The organism is Megasphaera sp. AM44-1BH (assembly GCF_003467125.1).
Taxonomy (GTDB): Bacteria; Bacillota; Negativicutes; order Veillonellales; family Megasphaeraceae; genus Megasphaera.
Window position 1 is genome coordinate 38,045 of record NZ_QSFA01000011.1, and the last position, 21,976, is coordinate 60,020.

24 protein-coding genes and 1 tRNA gene are annotated in these 21,976 nt (G+C 50.7%); 24 read left to right on the forward strand and 1 reads right to left on the reverse strand.

All coding sequences use genetic code 11. From position 1 onward, the window contains the following. The first annotated feature begins 6 nt into the window (after positions 1-6). From DW949_RS08365 to DW949_RS08415, 10 genes are all read left to right on the forward strand, one after another. Entirely contained in the window at positions 7-828 is an 822-nt protein-coding gene (locus tag DW949_RS08365; RefSeq protein WP_118022780.1) for a hypothetical protein, read from the forward strand. A gap of 15 nt (positions 829-843) precedes the next feature. After that, the gene (locus DW949_RS08370) at positions 844-1,266 is read left to right on the forward strand and encodes a hypothetical protein (RefSeq protein ID WP_118022781.1); all 423 of its coding nucleotides are present in this window, start codon (positions 844-846) and stop codon (positions 1,264-1,266) included. Between the two features lie 12 nt (positions 1,267-1,278). Beyond that, positions 1,279-2,502, forward strand: a complete 1,224-nt coding sequence (locus DW949_RS08375) for a DUF6273 domain-containing protein (RefSeq protein ID WP_118022782.1) — start codon at positions 1,279-1,281, stop codon at positions 2,500-2,502. A 49-nt stretch (positions 2,503-2,551) separates the two neighbouring features. Then, positions 2,552-3,085, forward strand: a complete 534-nt coding sequence (locus DW949_RS08380) for a hypothetical protein (RefSeq protein WP_233539542.1) — start codon at positions 2,552-2,554, stop codon at positions 3,083-3,085. 189 nt (positions 3,086-3,274) lie between these two features. After that, on the forward strand, positions 3,275-3,454 hold the full coding sequence (locus tag DW949_RS08390; RefSeq protein ID WP_118022783.1) for a hypothetical protein: 180 nt from the start codon (positions 3,275-3,277) through the stop codon (positions 3,452-3,454). Further along, on the forward strand, positions 3,447-3,590 hold the full coding sequence (locus DW949_RS08395; protein WP_118022784.1) for an XkdX family protein: 144 nt from the start codon (positions 3,447-3,449) through the stop codon (positions 3,588-3,590). The genes DW949_RS08390 and DW949_RS08395 overlap by 8 nt, the downstream gene beginning before the upstream one ends. Next, positions 3,577-3,738: a hypothetical protein gene (locus DW949_RS13645; protein WP_158570661.1), complete on the forward strand. Its 162-nt coding sequence runs from the start codon at positions 3,577-3,579 to the stop codon at positions 3,736-3,738. Before DW949_RS08395 ends, DW949_RS13645 begins: the two co-directional genes overlap by 14 nt. 214 nt (positions 3,739-3,952) lie before the next feature. Continuing rightward, positions 3,953-4,144 (forward strand): hypothetical protein, encoded by a 192-nt coding sequence (locus DW949_RS08405; RefSeq protein ID WP_118022786.1) that lies wholly within the window; start codon positions 3,953-3,955, stop codon positions 4,142-4,144. Continuing rightward, on the forward strand, positions 4,128-4,697 hold the full coding sequence (locus DW949_RS08410; protein ID WP_118022787.1) for an N-acetylmuramoyl-L-alanine amidase: 570 nt from the start codon (positions 4,128-4,130) through the stop codon (positions 4,695-4,697). Before DW949_RS08405 ends, DW949_RS08410 begins: the two co-directional genes overlap by 17 nt. A gap of 104 nt (positions 4,698-4,801) precedes the next feature. Next, positions 4,802-5,086, forward strand: a complete 285-nt coding sequence (locus DW949_RS08415) for a hypothetical protein (RefSeq protein WP_118022788.1) — start codon at positions 4,802-4,804, stop codon at positions 5,084-5,086. Positions 5,087-5,275: 189 nt separating this feature from the next. Here the strand turns inward: DW949_RS08415 and DW949_RS08420 are convergent. Then, positions 5,276-5,350, reverse strand: a tRNA-Arg gene (locus DW949_RS08420). 143 nt (positions 5,351-5,493) lie between these two features. Here DW949_RS08420 and DW949_RS08425 point away from each other — a divergent pair. The 14 genes from DW949_RS08425 (at position 5,494) to rpe (ending at position 21,966) form a co-directional block, all read left to right on the forward strand. Then, on the forward strand, positions 5,494-6,642 hold the full coding sequence (locus tag DW949_RS08425; protein WP_233539543.1) for a cysteine desulfurase family protein: 1,149 nt from the start codon (positions 5,494-5,496) through the stop codon (positions 6,640-6,642). Between the two features lie 3 nt (positions 6,643-6,645). Beyond that, on the forward strand, positions 6,646-7,731 hold the full coding sequence (gene mnmA, locus DW949_RS08430) for a tRNA 2-thiouridine(34) synthase MnmA (RefSeq protein WP_118022789.1): 1,086 nt from the start codon (positions 6,646-6,648) through the stop codon (positions 7,729-7,731). A gap of 19 nt (positions 7,732-7,750) precedes the next feature. Continuing rightward, complete coding sequence (gene lepA, locus DW949_RS08435; protein ID WP_118022790.1) at positions 7,751-9,553, forward strand: translation elongation factor 4; 1,803 nt, start codon at positions 7,751-7,753, stop codon at positions 9,551-9,553. Beyond that, on the forward strand, positions 9,553-10,674 hold the full coding sequence (hemW, locus tag DW949_RS08440) for a radical SAM family heme chaperone HemW (protein ID WP_199595824.1): 1,122 nt from the start codon (positions 9,553-9,555) through the stop codon (positions 10,672-10,674). The genes lepA and hemW overlap by 1 nt, the downstream gene beginning before the upstream one ends. A gap of 39 nt (positions 10,675-10,713) precedes the next feature. Next, positions 10,714-13,074: a primosomal protein N' gene (priA, locus tag DW949_RS08445; protein ID WP_118022792.1), complete on the forward strand. Its 2,361-nt coding sequence runs from the start codon at positions 10,714-10,716 to the stop codon at positions 13,072-13,074. A 97-nt stretch (positions 13,075-13,171) separates the two neighbouring features. Further along, the gene (gene def, locus DW949_RS08450) at positions 13,172-13,633 is read left to right on the forward strand and encodes a peptide deformylase (RefSeq protein WP_118022793.1); all 462 of its coding nucleotides are present in this window, start codon (positions 13,172-13,174) and stop codon (positions 13,631-13,633) included. After that, on the forward strand, positions 13,633-14,565 hold the full coding sequence (gene fmt / locus DW949_RS08455) for a methionyl-tRNA formyltransferase (protein ID WP_118022794.1): 933 nt from the start codon (positions 13,633-13,635) through the stop codon (positions 14,563-14,565). Before def ends, fmt begins: the two co-directional genes overlap by 1 nt. 15 nt (positions 14,566-14,580) lie before the next feature. Beyond that, complete coding sequence (locus DW949_RS08460) at positions 14,581-15,378, forward strand: DUF116 domain-containing protein (protein WP_158570662.1); 798 nt, start codon at positions 14,581-14,583, stop codon at positions 15,376-15,378. Next, a complete protein-coding gene (gene rsmB, locus DW949_RS08465; protein ID WP_118022796.1) occupies positions 15,332-16,669 on the forward strand; it encodes a 16S rRNA (cytosine(967)-C(5))-methyltransferase RsmB in 1,338 nt (445 codons plus the stop codon). The genes DW949_RS08460 and rsmB overlap by 47 nt, the downstream gene beginning before the upstream one ends. After that, a complete protein-coding gene (gene rlmN / locus DW949_RS08470; protein ID WP_118022797.1) occupies positions 16,662-17,687 on the forward strand; it encodes a 23S rRNA (adenine(2503)-C(2))-methyltransferase RlmN in 1,026 nt (341 codons plus the stop codon). The genes rsmB and rlmN overlap by 8 nt, the downstream gene beginning before the upstream one ends. A gap of 81 nt (positions 17,688-17,768) precedes the next feature. Next, the gene (locus tag DW949_RS08475) at positions 17,769-18,479 is read left to right on the forward strand and encodes a Stp1/IreP family PP2C-type Ser/Thr phosphatase (protein ID WP_118022798.1); all 711 of its coding nucleotides are present in this window, start codon (positions 17,769-17,771) and stop codon (positions 18,477-18,479) included. Positions 18,480-18,514: 35 nt separating this feature from the next. Continuing rightward, positions 18,515-20,437, forward strand: a complete 1,923-nt coding sequence (gene pknB / locus DW949_RS08480) for a Stk1 family PASTA domain-containing Ser/Thr kinase (RefSeq protein WP_118022799.1) — start codon at positions 18,515-18,517, stop codon at positions 20,435-20,437. Positions 20,438-20,461: 24 nt separating this feature from the next. Continuing rightward, positions 20,462-21,328 carry a ribosome small subunit-dependent GTPase A gene (gene rsgA / locus DW949_RS08485; RefSeq protein ID WP_118022800.1) on the forward strand — a complete coding sequence of 289 codons (867 nt, stop codon included), beginning with the start codon at positions 20,462-20,464 and terminating at the stop codon, positions 21,326-21,328. After that, positions 21,322-21,966 (forward strand): ribulose-phosphate 3-epimerase, encoded by a 645-nt coding sequence (rpe, locus tag DW949_RS08490; RefSeq protein ID WP_118022801.1) that lies wholly within the window; start codon positions 21,322-21,324, stop codon positions 21,964-21,966. The genes rsgA and rpe overlap by 7 nt, the downstream gene beginning before the upstream one ends. Positions 21,967-21,976: the final 10 nt, after the last annotated feature.

The following is a 21,976-nucleotide window of genomic DNA, read 5'->3' on the forward strand; positions in this document are numbered from 1 at the left end:
AACAGCATGTCAAATTTTTCGAGTGGCTACGCGCTGACGAATGCCGGAGCAAAGCTCATGGCAGATGTCGAAGCTGGCAAGCTCACGCTCAAGCTGACAAAGATGCAGCTCGGCAGCGGGCTGGCAAATACCGTCGATGATTATGCCGCACGATCGGCGCTCTTTGCACCGCAGAATACGATGGTCATCACGAGCATCACGACAGAGGACGTCGGCGATGTGCGCACGTGCTTACTCACTGCATCCCTGACAAGCGAAGCAGTAAACTCTGGCTATGAAGCGACAGAGCTAGGCGTTTTCGCGCAAGACAGTACTGACAAAGAAATCCTTTACGGGGTTTGCTATGACAGCATGCCTGGCTACATTGCATGTAAGACTGACGGTAATAATGTACAGATGGTTTTCCATGTGCGCATCGTCACGACGAGTAAAGCAATTGTCGAATTGGTACTACCAAAGACCGCCGAAGAGCTTGTTGCGCTGACACAGGAAAATTCCGCCAAAGCCATTGACTTCGCTACCGCTGCGGCAAAAAGCGCAGCTGATGCATCTACAAGCGATAGCTACGCTCAGGCCGCGATGAGTAGTGCGGCAGATTATGCCAGCAAAGCAAAAAGCAGCGCTACAGACGCAGCCTTGAGTGCCACCACCGCATCTAATCAGGCCGCCGCGGCTGCCGCATCGCATTCCGCGATAGCTGACGTGCAGGTCAGCGTAGAAAGGATGTATCGCGCCATGCGCTACGACATCGTAGGACCGCCGCCGGAGTACATGACGATTGCGAATTTCATTGTCGGCGCAGGCCCGGCGGCCATGGCATCGAGATAAAGGAGGTGAGGACACATGGCAGATACAACAACGGAAGGAACCGGCGGCTACTCTCGCATACAGCACTCCATCGCAACCGCAGCAGAATGGGAGAAATACAACCCGGCCATACGCCCGGGCGAATTGCTCTTTGTCAAAAAGCCCGACGGAAAGACAAGCGTCAAAGTAAACACCGGAGACAGCGACGCCCGATATGAGGACATCGACACTGTGTGGGACCAGGGTGTAGCAGAGCAGCTACAAACCAACCTGGCTGACACAAAAGCGGCATCCAGCGCGGCAGTAGACGCAAAGAACGCGGCCCAGACATACGCCCAGCAAGCGGAAGCGACAGCGAATGCTATCAAAGAAAAGGAGATTCTGGCCATCACGGACAGCGTGAGTCTAGCAATTAACACCGAGGATGGCGGCCTGGATCTCGTCATTACGACACAGTAAGGAGGATGAAACATGGCAACAGATATTGTAAATTTTCCGCGGCGCGAAGACTACACGCGCATCGCCGCGGCCATTGAATCACAAAACGATATTTTTAGGAATCATTTTAAAACAGCTGGAGAATCGGCAGTAAGGTCATGGGAGGGATTCCGCAACCTTTGCCGTGCCGGCGGCATCCGCACATACTACAGTGTAGGCGACCAGCTCCAATGCAAAAAAGGAGACACGACATTAACATGGGATATCGTGCATATCGGCGATGTCGAAGAGACGGGCGGCAACTACGTCATCTTGCAGACGCACGACTGCTTGCCAATGGACACAATGGAGTTTGACTCGCGTGAGGCGATTTTCTGCACGAAGACAGAACTTCCGGCAGGCACGTACCATTTTACGACGTCCACGTCCGGCATTACGGACCCGAATTGGACAGACTCTAGCAAATCTGGCTGGACAAAGAGCTGGCAGTTTACGACGACAAAAGCTGTGCCAGCTGGCGGCCAAATCAATTTTGCAAAAGGGATGGACTGGAATACGAGCCTTGCTCCGCTCGGCATCGCGACATACTCGACGCCGGCGGACACGACAGCGCTTGAGACGGTCACGCTTACAGAGGGCACCAATGGCACAGACCTTGCGACACTTGGCACGGTCAATCATGCGCAGCGCGTCTGCTATGGCTACAACCGCTGGAGCCAGTCTGGACTCAGACAATGGCTCAACAGCAAAGCAGGCGCGGGTGCATGGTGGAGCCCGCGCAATGATTTTGACCGACCTGAGCATTATGCGACATGGGCGGGCTTTATGAATGACCTCGATGCCGATTTCCTCGCCGTCGTCGCAAAGTCGAACCTCATCACGGACATCAATAAAATCAGTGACGCCGGCGGTCACGAAACGACACAGGACTACTTCTTCTTGCCGGCGATGGTCAATCTCAATGGTGGCAATAACTTCTACTCTAATCCCGGCTCGGCCGTGCAGGACATCGAAGATACGGTCGTCTGGGATTACTACACGAAATTCCGCCGCGATGGCAAAACAGGAACAAATGCCGAACAAGACGATAACCGCCGCAAGTACAAACAGGGGACCTCAACGGAATGGTCCTGGTGGGAACGGTCGCCGCACTGCGATCTTGCGTACTGCGTGCGCGTCACCGATGGCGGTCGCACCTGGTGGTTCAACAGCGCGTACAGCTGGAACGGCGTCGCCCCGGCTTGCCGCATCGAATAATCAATAAATCCGCCGCCCCTCGGCGGCGGATGGATAGAGGAGAAGAGAAATGGCTATACCGAAATCAAAGCGCACGACCACGCCGCTCAGCGTGCTTGTCGAAGCCGATACACTCGCATGCTACACGATACTAATTTGCACCGACGAAAGACGCTTTCCAAAGCGCTACCGCTGGTGTCTGACACAGCAGATTATTGATGTAGCCGTGCAAGCAAAGATGCATATCGCAAAAGCGAACTCAGTCTACGTCAATGACCGCGAGAGCGCGACACTCCGGCGCACGTATCAGCAGAAAGCCGTTGCTGACATTGCGGCACTCAGCGCCGCGATGGATACCGCTTTCAAGCTTTTCAGTGGCTTGCGTCACATCGACACGACGAGCAAGCCGAAGAAACGCATCAATATTGCGACGTGGACGGCGCAGCTCGATAAAGTCAAATCACTGCTCCTCGCGTGGAAGAAATCAGATACCGATTACAACTGCACCCGAAGAAGTGCCGTGTCGTGCCTGTGTCACGCGGCTTCAAATGGCTCGGTTTCCGGATGCGCGTCAAGCCGTCTGGCAAGATACTCGTCACGCTGAATAAGGACAAAATCTATCACGAGCGCAGAAAGCTCAAGAAGATGGTCAAGCTCATCAAAGCTGGCAAGCTGCCACGCGATACAGCCGAGGTAAGCCTGCGATGTTGGGCCGCTCATGCCGAGCATGGCAACAATTATAACGTCATCAAAAAGATGTATGAATATTATAGAAATCTATGGAGGGATGAAGATGTTTAAAGCAATCACAATGGAAGAGCGCTTACAGAAGGCGGAAACAACAAACCGAGCCCTGCGCTCTCAGCTCGATCAGAGCGTAGCACAAACGGCGTATGTCGCAATGATGAGCGGCGTAGACCTGCCGACAACAGAAACGACAAATATGGCGGAAGGAGGCGAAAACGATGAGTAAATGGTACGCAAAAATCAAGGGCTGGTATGAAGCCGGATGGTGGACGAAAAAAATGGTCAAGAATGCAGTCGTGAAAGAAAAAATTACGGCTGACGAATATAAGACGATTACGAGCGAAGACTATGTCGCTGATTGAAATTATTGACGTGCAGTGCGAAATCATCAAGATGCAGAGCAAACTAATAAAAAATATGGCCATTGAAATTGGTCAGGAAAATATCTTTGCAGAAGAGATGAGCCGCATTAATGCACTGAAAGAAAGAATCGAGGCGCAGAATGAATGAAAGCGAATTGGCAGTAAAATTAGATCGAATCGAGCAGCAGTTAACAGAGCTAAACAGAGAAGTCGTGCAAGCGATTGAATCCGGCAAATCGGCACATCATCGAATCGATGACTTAAAACGTGACATCTGCTGGACACTAGGCACAAGTGTGACAGTAGTTGGGATTTTTGCGTCAGTACTTACGTCGGTGCTGTCGCGTATGTAGGTGATGCCTATGATTGATAAAATCAATATCGTGGATTTAACGGTCATCATCGGTCTCGTCGTAGCGCTGGTGCTGGCCATTTTTTATGATCAAAATGAACTGGCTATGAGCATTGCCAGCGGGCTACTCGGCTATATCGGTGGCAATATCAAGACCGCCGCTACGACGAATAGGAGGAATGACGATGAAAGTGTACATTAATCCCGGCCACGATTTAGAGTATGACAGCGGCGCCGTACATACTGCCACGGATGGTACGGTAGACCTCAGAGAGTGTGACGTAGCCGCAAAAATCGGGGCAAAAGTAAAAGAATACCTCGAAGCGGCCGGATGTGAATGCCGGCTCCTGCAGTCCGATAATCTTTACTATGACAGCGACCACGACGACCGCCCCGTTGCTGTTTGCGCAGATGCCAACGACTGGGGAGCAGACGTTTTCGTGAGCATCCATTGCAATGCCGCTAATACGCTTGCACAAGGCACGGAAGTAGAATGCTATAAACGTCTGTCTGACGGAGGAGCATTGGCCGTCTTCATCCAGCGCCAGATTGTAAATGCCCTGGGCACGGTAGACCGTGGCGTCAAAGAGATGCCCCAGCTTATCGTGCTCAAACATACGGATATGCCTGCAGTACTCGTAGAGACGGCGTTTATTGACAATGACGATGATGCAGATCTGCTGGCTACCCGGTCGGATGAATTAGCTGCAGCCATTGCAAGAGGAATTACAGATTATCAGTGCAGTTTATGTTAATACTGGGAGGTGATCATTATCTGTCACTCTGAAAGGTGGTGATTGTCTCGGTATTTAAAATGCTATATATTATTGTGTTTATTGTATATATGGAGGAATGAATCATGAGCAAATGGACAGAAGTACGTGATGGATTAGTGTCTGCATTAGATGTTAATGAAGTGGCTGAAGCGGCAAAAGACCAGCTGACAGCCAGCTTAATCAATGATGGTATGCCGGCAATCGAAGCGGTAGCGGATAAATTTGTAGAGCAGGTACAGGCACAGGCCGCGTCTGAAACCGGCTGGAATGCGATTCGTGATAAATTTGTGTTGCCGCTGTTAATCAACGGCATGATTTGGCTGGCAAAATTGGTGCTGAACAAGAGCACTACAACAAAAACTGAATGACAGCTAAAATAAAGAAATCCCGTCAAGTCAGTATGCACTGGTTTGATGGGATTTCTTTGTTTGTTCTACATTACTATTTACATGCAATTATATTTATTTTTACGTAGTTTCAATGTAATAAGCGGCAAAAATAAGCGGCAAAGTAAAAAACAAGCGGCATCACATCGCTGTGAAACCGCTTGTTTACTGTGGTGCGCCTAGAAGGATTCGAACCTTCGCACCCGGTTCCGGAGACCGGTGCTCTATCCCCTGAGCTATAGGCGCATGTCATATAACGTACTTTCATATAATATCACGAATTAAAAATTATTTCAAGCCCGGACTGGCAGGTTCTTGTCATATTTTTACTGGCAACGTGTATCTATATATGGTATTATATACAATAGGCTAAAAATGGAGTTGACGCGATGATGGAACGTATCTATCTGGATCATGCAGCGGCAACTCCTCTGGATCAGAGGGTGCTGACTGCCATGATGCCGTATCTGACAAGTCAATATGGAAATCCGTCCAGCCTGCATTATTTTGGGCAGCAGGCCCGTGCGGCTGTACAGCTGGCACGACGACAGCTTGCTCATTGCCTGGGCGTTGCAGCCGGTGATGTGGTATTTACCAGCGGCGGCACGGAAGCAGATAATCTGGCCATACAAGGTTACCTGCGGGCCAATCATCCCCATGGTGGTCACTTGATTACGTCTGCTGTGGAGCATCAGGCTGTGCTGAATACGTTCAGGGCATTGGAGGCAGAAGGATATTCCCTGACCGTGCTTCCCGTTGATTCTGATGGCCGCGTCTGTCCGGAAACGTTACGACAGGCAATCCGTCCCGATACGGTACTCATTTCCATCATGTATGCCAATAATGAGACCGGCACGGTACAGCCTGTACAGAAACTAGGGGCTATAGCCAGGGAACATGATATCGTGTTTCACGTCGATGCCGTCCAGGCCTTTGGCTATCTGCCGGTACATCCTATAGAGGACGGCATTGATCTGCTGACTGTGTGCAGCCATAAAATATATGGACCAAAAGGAATGGGCGCTTTGTATATCCGCAAGGGAATACAGCTGGCTTCAGAGGCCCATGGGGGACCGCAGGAGCACCGGCTGCGTGCGGGAACCGAAAATGTAGCCGGCATCGTCGGATTTGGTATGGCTGCAGCCCTGCTTGAAGCGGAACGGCCGGAACGAATCGAAAAAGTCCGTATGTTAAAAAATCTGGTGTATCACGAGATGATTGAAGGTAACGGGATATTGCATCTCAATGGCACGTTATCCGGATCTTTGCCCAACATCATTGATTTCAGTGTAGACGGTATGGAAAGTCCGGTCCTTTTGATTGCCCTGGACCGGCAGGGAATTGCCGTGTCGGCCGGCTCGGCCTGCGAAGCCGGTGCTGTTGAGCCTTCCCATGTGCTGATGGCTATGGGAACTGATGATAAATGGCTCCGCAGTAGTATCCGCATGTCCTTTGGTCCGGAAAATACAGTCGAAGAGGTCAGGAAGACTATACAAGCCATCCGGGATATTACCAGACCTCTTAGAAAAGGAGTATAGATTATGACGAAATGTGTCGCCGTGGCTATGAGCGGCGGTGTCGATAGTTCTGTAACGGCAGCGCTCCTGAAGGAACAGGGCTACGATGTCATTGGCATTACGCTGCGTTTATGGGAAGAAGATCCATCCTGCCCGGCAGTCGAAAATGTTCATTCCTGCTGTTCTCTGTCTGCCGTTGATGATGCCAAGGCAGTGGCTTCTGTCATTGGCATTCCCCATTATACCCTGGATTATAGAGAATTATTCCATAACGATGTCATCGATTATTTTGTCCAGTCCTATGTAAAAGGACAGACCCCCAATCCATGCATCGCCTGCAATAAATGTATTAAATTCGGCCTGCTCTGGCAGCAGGCGCAGCAATTTGGCGCCCAATACCTGGCAACGGGCCATTATGCCCGCATTGTGTATAATGAAGCGCGTGGCATTTATGAACTGCTGCGGGGAACGGACCGGCGCAAAGATCAGTCATACGTCCTGTATCAGTTGACACAGGATTTGCTGCCACATATTGTATTTCCCATGGCAGAACTGGAAAAAGTACAGACGCGGGAACTGGCAAAACAATTCGGGCTTCCTGTTTTCAATAAGCCGGAAAGCCAGGATATATGCTTTATTCCCGATAATGATTATAAAGGTTTTTTAAAGAAGCGGGTCCCGCAATGCTTTAAACCGGGGAATTTCGTTGATGTACACGGCCATGTTGTCGGACGTCATCAGGGCATTCCCTGTTATACTATCGGCCAGCGCCGTGGCCTGCATCTCGGCGGTCCCGGAGGTCCGTATTATGTCGTCGCACTCGATGTGAAACGCAACCAGGTCATCGTCGGTTCAGAAACGGATTTGTTCCGTACAGAAGTCCGGGCCCGGGACCTCTCGTGGGTGGAAGGCCGGCCGCAGGGGACGTTTGCAGCATTGGGAAAGATACGTTATGCTGCCAAAGAATCTCCTTGTACGGTGTATCCCGGCAAGGATACGATGCGCGTCGTATTTGACACGCCGCAGCGGGCTGTGACGGCCGGACAGGCACTGGTATTGTATGACCGGGAAACGGGAGAACGGGTTCTCGGCGGTGGTGTCATTATTTAATGCTAGAGGAGTAATGAACGTGGCAACTAAATATATCCGTAATTTTTCAATTATTGCACACATTGACCATGGCAAATCGACGCTGGCAGACCGGCTTCTGGAAATGACCGGTACCGTTTCCAAAAGAGAAATGGAAGACCAGCTCCTGGATACGATGGATCTGGAACGGGAACGGGGCATAACGATCAAAGCCCAGTCGGCCCGCCTGATTTATGATGCCAAAGACGGTCATCAGTATACGCTGAATCTGATTGATACGCCGGGGCATGTTGACTTTAATTATGAAGTATCCCGCAGCCTGGCTGCCTGTGACGGGGCACTCCTGATCGTCGATGCGACCCAGGGCGTAGAAGCACAGACGCTGGCCAACGTATACCTGGCTCTGGAACATGACCTGGAAATCATCCCGATCATCAATAAAATCGACCTTCCCAGTGCAGACCCCGAACGGGTGCGCAAAGAGATAGAAGATGTCATCGGCCTCGATGCCAGTGATGCTATTGAAGTCAGTGCCAAAACAGGGCTTGGTGTCGATAAGGTGCTCGAAGCCATCGTACAGCGGATTCCGGCACCAGAAGATGCACCGGATAAGCCGCTGCGGGCCCTGATTTTCGATTCACATTTTGATTCGTACAAAGGAGCCATTGCCAATATCCGCATCATGGAAGGTAGTCTCAAAACAGGGGACCGGATCCGCATGATGTCCAGCGGGATGGAATTTGAAGTGACAGAAACAGGCGTCTTTATTCCCCAGATGCACCCCGTCGCGTCCCTTGAATGCGGCAGTGTCGGCTATCTGGCGGCGAGCATGAAAAATGTCCGCGATTGCCGCGTCGGTGATACGGTCACGCTGGCGGACCGTCCGGCAGCAGAACCACTGCCGGGATACCGCAAGGCGACGCCTATGGTATATTGCGGGCTTTACCCTGTAGAAACCAATGATTATGATAATCTGCGGGATGCCCTGGAAAAACTGCATCTCAATGATGCGGCCCTGTTATTTGAACCGGAAACATCGACGGCTCTGGGATTCGGGTTCCGCTGCGGCTTCCTGGGACTTCTCCATATGGACGTCGTCAAGGAACGGCTGGAACGGGAGTATGGTCTGTCTCTGATTACGACGGCTCCGTCGGTTATTTATCATGTATATTGCACAGATGGCACGATGGTCGCCGTCGATAATCCATCTCTTATGCCGGATATGACGAAAATTGATCATATCGAAGAACCCTTTGTCAAGACGACCATCATCATCCCGAAAGATATGGTAGGGACGGTCATGGAAATTTCCCAGAACCGGCGCGGTCAGTATCTGACCATGGATTATCTCGATGAAACCCGGGTTTCCGTCGTGTATAATCTGCCGTTGTGTGAAATACTGTATGATTATTTTGATACGTTGAAATCTTCGACGCGGGGATATGCTTCTCTGGATTATGAGCTCAATGGGTATCAAGCATCACCTATGGTGAAGATGGATATCCTGATCAACGGGGAAGTGGTCGATGCGCTGAGCGTCATCGTACATAAAGAATTTGCAGCCCGCCGTGGCCGGGCTCTGGTAGAAAAACTCCGCAGCCTCATCCCGCGGCAGCTTTTCCAGATTCCTATCCAGGCTGCTATCGGCAATAAAATCATTGCCCGGGAAAATGTAGCGGCTTTGCGCAAAGACGTACTGGCCAAATGTTATGGCGGTGATATTTCCCGTAAGCGCAAACTTCTGGAAAAACAGAAGGAAGGGAAGAAACGCATGAAGCAGGTTGGCAGTGTTGAAATCCCTCAGGAAGCCTTTATGGCCGTATTACAGGTAGATGAAAAATAATGACAGGTCTGTATATTCATATTCCGTTCTGCCGTCATAAGTGCCGATATTGCGATTTTCCCTCTTATGGCGGAGTAGAATCGTATATACCGGCTTATACGGAGGCCCTCTGCCGGGAAATCAGCACTTCTCCCCGGGAGGGCCTCGCTGTCGATACGATTTATTTTGGCGGCGGCACACCGTCGCTATTGACCATTCCTCAGATTGCATCCGTTCTGCAGGCGGTGACACAGCATTTTGTCGTCGATTCCCATGCGGAGATCACACTGGAAGGCAATCCGGACAGTCTGGACGGAGACTATCTGAAACAACTGCGCAGGCTGGGGATCAACCGGCTGAGCATGGGTATACAGAGTTTCCAGCCGCAGCTTCTGCACTCTCTGGGACGGATTCATTCACGCCGTCAGGCTGTAGAGGCAGTGGAATATGCAGTGCGGGCTGGTTTTGACAATCTGTCTGCCGATCTGATGTATGGCCTGCCCGGACAGACTCTGCAGATGGTATCCGATGATTTGGAGCAGCTTTTTCAGCTTCCCCTGTGTCATACCTCCGTATACAGCCTGATTCTGGAACAGGGCACCTGCCTGCATCATGATGTGACAACCGGTGCAGTATCGTTGCCGCCGGATGAACAGGTAGATGCCATGGCGTCTTTAGTCCATCAGGCTTTTGATGCGCATGGTTTTGACCATTATGAGATTTCTAGCTATGCCCGTCCGGGACGGCGGTCCCGTCATAATGTCAAGTATTGGACTTATGTACCCTACCTGGGATTCGGCGTTTCGGCTCATTCATTTGATGGCAGTGTACGGACAGCGCACATTGCCAATATTCCTCAGTATATCCGTGACGCCGGCAGACAATCTGTACTGGCGGAATCCGTCATTATTGATACAAAACGGGCACAGGAAGATTATTGTTTTCTCGCATTGCGTATGCGTGATGGCATCCTATATGATGACTTTGCCCGCCGTTTCGGCGTCTCGGTGGAATCAGAGTTTGGCAAAGTGGTGGAACGGCTGATGGCACAAGGGCTGCTGGAACAGACAGAGCGTGGCTGTCGTCTCACCAGCCTGGGACTGGCCTATGGAAATTATGTATTCAGCCAGTTTATCCGCTGATCCGGGGGAAGCGGCAGATATGGAAGGGAGTGTACCCATATGGTAGCAGATATTATCATCAATATAACGGCCAAACAAGTACAACAGACGTTTTCCTACGTCATTCCCGATGGTCTTCCCGTACGTACCGGATCCCGTGTTCTCGTCCCTTTCGGTCCGCGCCGGGAAGAAGGGATTGTACTGGCTGTACGGGAAGAACGGGATAGTGACCGTCAGTATCAGCTGAAGCCTGTCCTTTCTCTGTTATCATCACAGGCCGGGTTCCGGGACGAAATGATTCAGACCGCCTTGTGGATCAGCCAGTATTATCTTTGCGGGCTGGCAGATGCGCTGCGGCTTTTCATGATTGAAAAAAAGGGCATTACCCGGCGGGTTTATGTCCGCCCGGGCCCTGAACCGGCCGTGACAGAGGAAGAGAAGAGCATAGCAGCCTATGTGAAGGACCATAGTCCGGCAGAAAAAAAGCAGGTGTGCCGCCGGTTTGCTCCTGATTGTGTGGAGCAAATGATCCGGCAGAACCAGCTGGTCCAGGAGGATTATCTCCAGAATCAGATTGCCGATAAAACGGAAAAATGGCTGGCCTTCCAGTCCGACGATACGGCGGGTATCCTGAAACGGCGCCCCAGGCAGGCGGCTTTGCTGGAAGAACTGAAACGTGTCCGATCCGCTCCTTTCTCATACTGGATCCGCAAGGGGTATTCGCGGGATGTTCTGCTGCACCTGTGCCAGAGTGGATGTGCTGTGATGGAAGAAAAGCTGAGTCAGACCAGGGACCTGACACATCCGCTCAAAGGAGATGTTCCGTTTACGCTTACGGAAGAACAGCAGCGGGCTGTTGATGCGGTGCGGAACGACAGGGACGGATGCACCTATGTCCTTCACGGCGTCACGGGCAGTGGCAAGACGGAAGTGTATATGCAGCTGACAGAAGATGTACTCCAAAAAGGGGAACAGGTACTGGTCCTCGTTCCGGAAATCGCCCTGACCGGGCAGATTGTACGCCGGTTTATCCGCCGCTTTGGCAATGATGTCGTTGTCATGCACAGTCAGTTGTCTAAAGGGGAACGGCGGAATAACTGGCTGCGTATGGCAAATGGGGAGAGCCATATCTGTATCGGCGCCCGTTCGGCCGTCTTTACGGCAGTCCGCTCCCTGGGACTGGTCATCGTCGATGAAGAACACGACAGCTCCTATAAACAGGAAGAGTCACCGCGGTATCATGCTGTCGAAGTGGCGCGCAGGCGGGCTGCGTATTATGGCTGCCCCGTCCTGCTGGGAAGCGCTACCCCGTCTATTGCCGATTATTACCGGACACAGACCGGTCAGTACGTACTCCTGGAATTGACGCAGCGCGTGCTCAACCGGCCGCTGCCGTCGGTGCAGGTCGTTGATATGCGGGAAGAACTGGCCCGCGGCAACCGGCGCGTCATATCAGATGCCATGACAGACCTCTTGCAGGAAACGCTGCAGCAGAAGCAGCAGGCGATTATCTTGTTGAATCGTCGTGGATTTTCTACGTTTGTCATGTGCCGTAAATGCGGCTACGTTGTCAAGTGTGACACCTGTGATGTCGCTATGGTCTACCATAAACAGCAGGACCGGCTGCGCTGTCATTACTGTGATGCGGAAAAGCCGGTTCCCCTGCGGTGTCCGGCCTGTGGTAGCAAATATATCAAATTTTTCGGAACGGGTACGGAAAAAGTAGAAGAACAGCTTCGGGAACAATTTCCCCATGCCCGGATTGTCCGCCTTGATCAGGATACAACGGCCCGTAAGAATAGTGGTGACCATATTATTGAAGCCTTCCGGCGTCATGAATATGATATTTTACTGGGAACCCAGATGGTCGCCAAGGGGCATGATTTTGCCGATGTCAGTGCCGTGGGGATACTGGCTGCGGACAGTCTGCTCAATCTGCCGGCCTACTGGGCGGGGGAACGGACATTCCAGCTGCTGACCCAGGCTGCCGGCCGTGCCGGGCGCGGCACGATTCCCGGACGGGTCGTCATGCAGACCTATGCGCCGGAACATTATGTCATTCAATGTGCACAGCGGCAGGACTATGCGGCCTTTTATGCACAGGAAATACAGTACCGGAAGGAACTGTTGTATCCGCCATTTCATCAGATATTGAAAATCGTCATTACTGATGAGAATGAAAAAGCCTTGTGGGATACGGGAAATACACTGTCCCTCCTGCTGCAGAACTGGCATAGTGAAAGTGGCAGTGACACGGCCGTCATCGGTCCCTTTGTCGATATCATCAAAAAAGTGCGGAATAAATACCGCATTGTTATTTTATTGAAAGGACCGGATCTGGCATCAGTGAAAGAGTTTATCCGCACGAAACGGGAATTCTGGCGTCCCGGTGTTATCCTCGATGTAGACAGCATGGGCTGAAAGACCTGTTCCTTTCAAAAGAAAGCTGTTATAATGAATATGAATAGTTTTTATGAGCAACAGAATTGTATTATTACTATGTATTGAGGTGGGTATTATGGCACTCTTAAAAATTGTCAAAGCAGGTGCGCCGATTTTAAAAGAAACGGCTGCTCCGGTCAAGACTATTACGAAAAATACAAAACGATTACTGAATGATATGGCAGAAACCATGTATGAAGCAGAAGGCGTCGGGCTGGCAGCTCCGCAGATTGGCAAATCTCTGCAGATGATTGTCCTCGATGACGGTAATGGCCTCATCGAACTGATCAACCCGGAATTATTGGAAGCATCAGAAGAATTGCAGGATGGTCCTGAAGGCTGTCTCAGCGTTCCCGGATATTACGGCGACGTAAAGCGGAGCCAGCGTATCAAGGTACGGGCCCTGAACCGTCATGGCAAAGTTATCGTATATGAACCAGAAGGATTTCTGGCCCGGATTTTCCAGCATGAAATGGATCATCTCGTGGGAACCCTGTTTATTGAAAAAGCAACGAACTTGCGGAAAGTAGAAGAATAATGGAACCATTACAAATCGTCTTTATGGGTACGCCTGATTTTTCTGTCCCGTCGCTGAAAGCGATTCATGCTGCCGGTTTTACGATCCGGGCTGTTTACACGCAGCCGGACAAGCAGCGGGGACGGGGCAAAAAAGTATCGGCTTCTCCTGTCAAAGAATGTGCGGAAAAGCTGGGAATCCCTGTGTTTCAGCCACAAACTCTGAAAGACCCCGATATCATTGCAGGGCTGGCTGACCTGAAACCTGATGTCATCGTCGTCATTGCGTATGGCAAAATTCTTCCAAAGGCAATCCTCGATATTCCCCGGTATGGATGCCTGAATGTACATGGCTCGCTCCTGCCGGCATACAGGGGGGCAGCTCCTATACAGTATGCCATCAAGGATGGGGTACGGACCAGCGGCGTCACGATTATGATGCTGGACGAAGGTATGGACACGGGGAAAATGCTGAAAAAGGCAGAAATCGTCCTCGATGCCAAGGAAACGACGGGCACGTTATTTGATAAACTGGCTATTGTCGGTGCTGAAACGCTGATTCCAGTACTGAAAGACCTGCCTGCCTATGAAGCGGCAGCACAGAGCCAGGACGAATCGAAAGCGACCTATACGGCAAAAATTACAAAAGAAATGACTCATATCGATTTTTCCCAGCCGGCTGTCGTCATTGAACGGCTTATACGCACACTGGACCCTCATCCGGGTGCCTATATCCTTCATGAAGGACACCGCCTGAAACTATGGGCAGCCGATGTCGTTCCAGGTACGGAAGCCGAACCGGGGACGATTATTGAAGTCACGAAAACCTATATTACCGTACAGACCGGCTGCGATGCCCTGCGTATTCGGGAAGTACAGCCGGAAAGCCGTAAACGTATGGCGACGGCACAATTCCTGCAGGGGTGCCATCTGACCGTTGGCAGCATGTTATAAGGAGAGATGTGCCATATGGCCAAAGAGATGAATTTCTTCCTCGGCTATGCCGCACTGGCCGCCGGTGTTACGGCTGTCTGTTTATGGCTGGTATGGGCTGTGATGAAACCGGGGCTGGCGTATTACATATCCGATATGGCACTGGCAGTGGATATCTTCTTTGGACTCCTCCTATGCGGAACGGGATTGTTGTTTCTGCTGCTTCTGATGCTTGGTTTCACGTCGTGGGAACAGCCTGTACGGATCCGGCAGATTCTCCTGCAGTACATTGGATTTCTTTATCCGGTGATGCGGAAGCTTGCCTGGACGGATACGCGGAAAGAGATGCTGGCCCGCTCTTATATACAATTTTTAAACGGACTGGTCCTGAAACAGAATCTGCGTATTCCTGCAGAACAGGTACTGATTCTGGCACCTCATTGCCTGCAATGGGATCAGTGTCCCCATAAAATAACGCGCTGTGTAGATAACTGCCGGCAGTGCGGTCATTGTACGATTGGCAGTCTGCTGGCTGTTTCCCGCAGTCTGGGCGCCCATCTGGCCGTTGCGTCCGGCGGGACCCAGGCCAGACAGCTCGTTGGCACATTGCGCCCCAGGGCCATCGTGGCTATTGCCTGTGAGCGGGATCTCATCAGCGGCATGGAAGACGTCCTTCCGCTTCCCGTCTTAGGCCTTTTAAATGAAAGACCCTATGGTCCATGTTTTAATACTCAAGTAGATGTACCGGTCCTGTGCCGGCTTTTAGAACGACTGACAGGAGAAGATTATGAACGTACGCGAAACAGCATTTCACAGTTTACTCACCATATGTAAAGATGATGGATATAGCAATATCGTCGTCTCCAGGACGATTCAGAAAGACCATATGACGGACAGGGACCGCCGTTTTTATACGGAACTGGTTTATGGAACCATCCGCTATCTGAATTATCTGGACTGGATCATTGAAAAGCTGAGTTCCCGTACCATCAAAAAGCTTGACCCTGTGTGTCTGGTCATTTTACGCATGGGATTATATCAGATATTTGGTATGTCCAAAATACCCGAATCGGCGGCTTGCAATGAAGCGGTCAAGATGGCACGGCGTTTTGGCAACCGCGGTATGGCTGGCTTTGTCAATGCCCTGTTACGGAATAGTATCCGCCGCCGCTTGGAATTCCAGATTCCCGGTCTTGCTGAAGATGCTCCGCTTCATCTGTCTCTGACGTATCATCAGCCCCTGTGGCTGGTCAAAAAATGGATTCATGAGTATGGTACAGATGACTCGGTACGTATTTGCCAGTACTTCGATTCTATTCCCGACCTGTGTCTGAGGACGAACACACAGCGTATCAGCCGTGATGAACTGTTGCAGCGGTTTTCCCAGCGGGGACTAGAGGCTGTGGCGGCCTCTTTTGCGCCGGAAGGAATTTATCTTAAGGATAATCCGGGCATTCAGGATTTGCAGGAAATCCATGACGGACTGGCCATGATACAGGATGAACCGTCCCAGCTCGTCGCCCATGCACTGGATCCGCAGCCTCATGAACTCATTTTTGACGTCTGCGCGGCCCCAGGAGGCAAGACGACCCATATAGCGGCCCTGGCCGGCCCGGATACTACCGTCTATGGCTGTGATATCTATGAACATAAACTGAAACTCATTGAAAGCAATGCCCGTACGTTGCACCTTGCCAATGTACGGACCTTGTTGCAGGATGCCTGTACCATCGGCGAAAAGTATAGAGGAAAGGCCGACCGGGTACTGGTAGACGCACCCTGCTCCGGTCTTGGTGTCCTTAGGCGCAAACTGGATCTGCGCTGGCGGAAACGGGCAGAGGACTTGCAGAAACTGCCTGCACTGCAGAGCCGTATTCTGGAAAGCGCAGCTGCCTGCGTCCGGCCAGGTGGTGTTCTTGTCTATAGTACCTGCACGATGAATGATGGGGAAAACAGTCAGGTTGTCCAGAATTTCCTGCAGAATCATCAGGAATACAAGGCAGAAAACATCGGTACTCTCTGCGGACTCAATAAGTCCGGTCCATTCATCCAGCTCCTGCCGCAGGATGATGGGATGGATGGTTTCTTTATCGCACGTCTGAGAAAGGAAGAACATTGTGACTGATATTTTGAGCATGACAGAAAAGGAATTGCGTCATTTTCTGGAAACGAATGGCATGAAGCAGTTCCGGGCCAGTCAGATTTTTCATTACTTGTATAAGGATAATATCTGGCAATGGCAGGATATGCGCCTGCTTCCGCAAAAAGACAGAGAGTATCTCCAGGAGAAAGCACCGCTCTATATTCCTGATGTCGTGTCCCGGCTGGATGCGCCTGATGGGACCGTCAAGTTGCTGTTGAGGCTTTTTGATGGCAACACCGTGGAAACTGTACTCATGCGCCATCCCTACGGCAATTCGATCTGTCTGTCATCCCAGGTAGGCTGTGCCGTAAATTGTGCTTTCTGTGCATCAGCTAAAAATGGTTTTGTCCGCAATCTGACAACGGGAGAAATGATATCCCAGCTCCTGGCATTCCGGAAATATGTGACGGCAGACCTCCATTCCATCGTGCTCATGGGAACTGGTGAACCGCTGCTGAATTATGATGCTGTCATCAAATTTATGCGGCTGATTCACGAAAAGGATACTTTTTATCTTGGATATCGCAATATGACTCTTTCTACGTCAGGTATTGTTCCCCGCATGTACGATCTGGCAGCGGAACAGATGCCCATTACGCTGGCTGTTTCCCTCCATGCGCCGACAGATGAACTGCGCAGGCAGATTATGCCTATTGCACAGCAGTATCCTCTGGAAAAGGTACTGGAAGCAGCAGACCATTATTTCCAGGAAACAGGGCGGAAGGTCACCTTTGAATATATCCTGATCAAAGATGTGAACTGTAATTCTGCCTGTGCCCGCGGTCTCATTGATTTACTGGGAGGCAAGAATGTATTAGTCAATGCCATCCCTATTAATGATAACTATGATGTAGGATTATACCGGCCCGGTCATAAAGCTATACAGGATTTTGTGGAAACACTGCAGCGCCATGGTCTGTCGGTCACACTGCGCCGGGAAATGGGCAGTAAAATCCAGGCTGCCTGCGGACAGTTGCGCATAAAGCATCTGAATCCGTAAGAAGCAATTGACAGCATTCTTCAGATATGCTATGTATTATAGGAGTATAGAGTATACGCACCGTCGAGAGGACGTGAGAATTTGGGAACATATGGTGAATCTAAAATAGGCCTGGTGCGCAAAGTCAATGAAGATTCATACTATATCAGTGCTGATCAGGATGTATTGGCCGTTGCCGATGGCATGGGCGGATACGTTGGTGGCGAAATAGCCAGCAAGACAGCTGTTAAAGCGATTGCCTATTATTTTGATAATTACACATTTACAGCTCCCGTACAATTGGAAAAAGCCGTTCAATATGCCAATTCCTGCATTCTCAGCAAGACGATGATTGATCCGTCGCTGAAGGGGATGGGAACGACTGTATCGTTAGTGACCTTATCGGGCGAACGGGCTTTCTGGGCACATGTCGGCGACAGCCGGATTTATCTGTATCATGATCATGAATTGCAGCAAATCTCGAAAGACCATACGATTGTACAGGTCCTGATGGAAAAAGGAAAAATCACAGAAGAAGAAGCCAAGGATCATCCGAAGCGGCATGTTCTTACCCGTGCCGTCGGCGTTGACCGCAATTTATTAGTAGACAGCGGAATTTTCCAGATACATCATGGTGACCGGCTGCTCCTTTGTTCTGACGGATTAACCTCTTTTGTCAGCCAGGAAGAATTATGTGAGGCACTGGGGAATACAGCACTCAGTGAACGGGAAATCATTAATACGTTATTTGACCGTGTGTATGAAAATGGTGCAAAAGATAATGTGACAGCTGTACTTAAAACCGTTGAGTGAACAGATACCTGCTATGAAAGTGGTGGAAATCAGAAATGATTGGTCATATCTTAGACAATCGATATAAGATATTGGAAAAAGTGGGTAGCGGCGGCATGGCCAGCGTGTACAAGGCACAGGATATCCTCCTGGACCGTATTGTCGCGGTCAAGGTCCTGCATAGCAAATATGCCAGTGATCACGATTTCGTCGTGCGCTTCCGTCAGGAAGCCCAGGCTGCGGCCAAATTGTCCCATCCCAATATTGTAAATATATATGACGTCGGTTACGACGAAAATGCGCATTATATCGTTATGGAATATGTGCGCGGCGAAACACTGAAGGAATATATTGAAAAACATGGACATCTGCCAATCAATACGTCTATCCAGATTACTTTTGATATTGGCGAAGCATTGGAACACGCCCATGCGAACGGGATTGTCCATTGTGATATCAAACCGCACAATATCCTGGTGACAGAAACCGGGCGGATCAAAGTGGCCGATTTTGGCATTGCCAGAGCCATTAATTCCAGTGCGACTAATAAAGGGGATAACTCTGTTCTTGGATCGGTTCATTATTTTTCACCGGAACAGGCCAGCGGTGGTAAAATCGATGAACGGACGGATATTTATTCCCTCGGCGTCGTCATGTATGAAATGATGACCGGCGTCGTCCCCTTTGAAGGAGATACGGCTATCAGTGTGGCCCTGCAGCATGTGCAGGACGATATCCCCCTGCCGAGCAAGTACAACCGCCGGATCCCGCAGCTGGTAGAACGATGCATACTGAAGGCCATGGCCAAGAATCCGGACGACCGGTTCCAGTCTGTTACAGAAATGATGTCGGAACTGCGAATGGCCCAGGGATTTGTCAATACTAATAAGGCCAAGGGCGCACCGCCGATTATCAAAAATAATTTTAATACGCAGAAACTGCAGCCGCTGAAAGAACGGCAGGAACCCAGAAAGAAGGGCATTATTGCCCGTTTTGTCGATTCAATCAGCAATCATTCCAAAAAATCTATTATTATCGGGATGATGCTGGTATTTGTAGCGACTTTTGCCTGGGCCTTTTTCTCCTTCGGTAACTTCTGGAGTACAGAAAATATCACCGTACCCGATGTGACGGGAAAACAGGTGGAAATCGCCAAGAGTATATTGAAGAAGAAAAATCTCGATGTGTCTGTCAAAGAAGTGGAAAGCTCCGATGTGCCAATTGGTGAAGTCATCAGTCAGACTCCGTCAGGTGGTGCTGTCGTCAAAGCACAGCGGACGATCCATCTGACAGTCAGCAAGGGCAATAAGGGAGAAGAAGTGCTGATCCCGGATCTGAAAGGGCTGACGATGGATGAGGCAGAAAAAATCCTGAAAGAAATAGGCCTTTCCATTGGTAAGGTCAAGTATGAAGCCAGTGATTCTGTCGAAAATGGACATATCATCAGTCAGAGCCCCAAATCGCCTAATAAAGTAGAAAAGGGTACGAAAATCAACCTCGTGGTCTGCCGAAAGAGCAGCGATGAAACGAAACAGACCAAGGCACTGCCGGATACATCGGGCATGAGCCTTGACGCGGCAATTAAAGCCCTGCAGGATGCAGGTTATAATGTCGGAAATATTTCCAATCTCGACAGCTCCAAAGACCAGAGCCAGGCGAAAGTTACGGGTCAGTCCCAGCAGGGCGATTCCGTCGATTTGTCTGTTGAATACCCGGCAGCAGCGCCGGCAGCCGATCCCAACGCCAATAATCAGGAACAGGCCGGTACGACTCATACGGGTATGGTCAATATCAGCGTTCCGTCTGGTGCTTCCAGCCAGCATGTCCAGATTGTCGTCAGCGATGATAATGGGTCCCGTGTCGTCTATGACCGGAATCAGTCTGGCGGGGACAGTATCAGCAAGAGCGTCAGTGGGACAGGCCGTACGAGAGTCAAAGTATATATCAATAATTCACTGGTTCAGGACCAGTACATTTAATACGCCCCAGGGCAGAGGAGGATTATGACAACAGGCCGGGTCATCAAGAATTACAATGGTTTTTATTACGTCGATACAGGAAAACAGGAGCTGGTGGAATGCCGGCGCAGAGGTAAATTGAAAGCAAAGATTCTCGTAGGGGACCAGTTATCCCTGACGATGGTGGATAACCACAAGGGCGTTATCGAGGCCGTCCTGCCACGGACGAATGCGCTCCGGCGCCCGGCGGTGGCCAATATCGACCAGATGTTCATCATCATGGCCGCCCAGTCACCGGACCCCAACCAGTTCCTGGTGGATAAAATGCTCATGACGTGTGAATACGCCGGCATCCATCCAAAGCTCTGCTTTAATAAGTGTGACCTGGACCGGGATACGGCAGAACAGTACCAGGCTTTTTATCAGGACTGCGGATATGACGTGTATCTCGTATCGGCCCGGACAGGGGAAGGGATAGATGCGCTTCTGCGGCTTCTGCCGCAGAAGATGACAGCCTTCGGCGGTCCGTCCGGCGTAGGAAAGTCCAGCTTGTTGTCGCGGATTCTGGGACGGGATTTGTCTGTCGGCCAGGTCAGTGAGAAAATCAAACGGGGCCGTCATACGACACGGCATTCAGAGATACTCCGCGTAGATGATCACACCTATGTGGTTGATACGCCGGGATTCAGCTCCCTGGAATTTGAAAACCTGGAACCGAGAGAACTGATACAATTGTTCCCTGACATGATGCCGTATACCGGTACCTGCCGGTTTAATTCGTGTCTTCATTATCATGAACCGGACTGCAGTGTCAAACAGGCTGTCACAGAAGGGGCGATAAAGGAAGAACGCTATATGACGTATTGCAAAATTTTGGAGTCTATTCTGGAAAGGAAACGATTTGCATGGTAACTATCTGTCCGTCTATTTTATCAGCCGATTTTGCCCGCCTGGCCGATGAAGTCAAAGACGTTGAAAAAGGCGGCGCTGATTATATTCACCTCGATCTGATGGATGGACATTTCGTGCCCAATCTGACCTTTGGTGTGCCCGTGATTGCCAGTCTGCGCAAGTATACGGCAGTTCCTTTTGATGCCCATCTCATGGTAGAACACCCGGAAACGTATATCGACGGGCTGAAGGCGGCTGGCGTCACCTATGTGACGGTCCATCAGGAAGCCTGTACTCATCTGGACCGGGTCATCCAGCAGATCCACGAAGCCGGTATGAAAGCAGGTGTCGCGCTCAACCCGGCAACCCCGGTCTCTTCCCTGGAATGTGTGGCCGGAATCGTCGATATGATCCTTATCATGAGTGTCAACCCCGGCTTTGGCGGTCAGACATTCATCTCTTATGCGCTGGATAAAATCCGTGCAGCCCGGTCTCTCCTGACGAAGTGCGGCAATACGACGGCTGTCATTGAAGTCGATGGCGGTGTCAATGGCAAGACCGTCCAGGCTGTGAAAGATGCGGGAGCGGATTTCCTCGTAGCCGGCAGTGCCGTCTTTGGCGCGGCGGACAGGACCGCAGCTATTGCAGCTCTGCGCTGAGGATATGCGG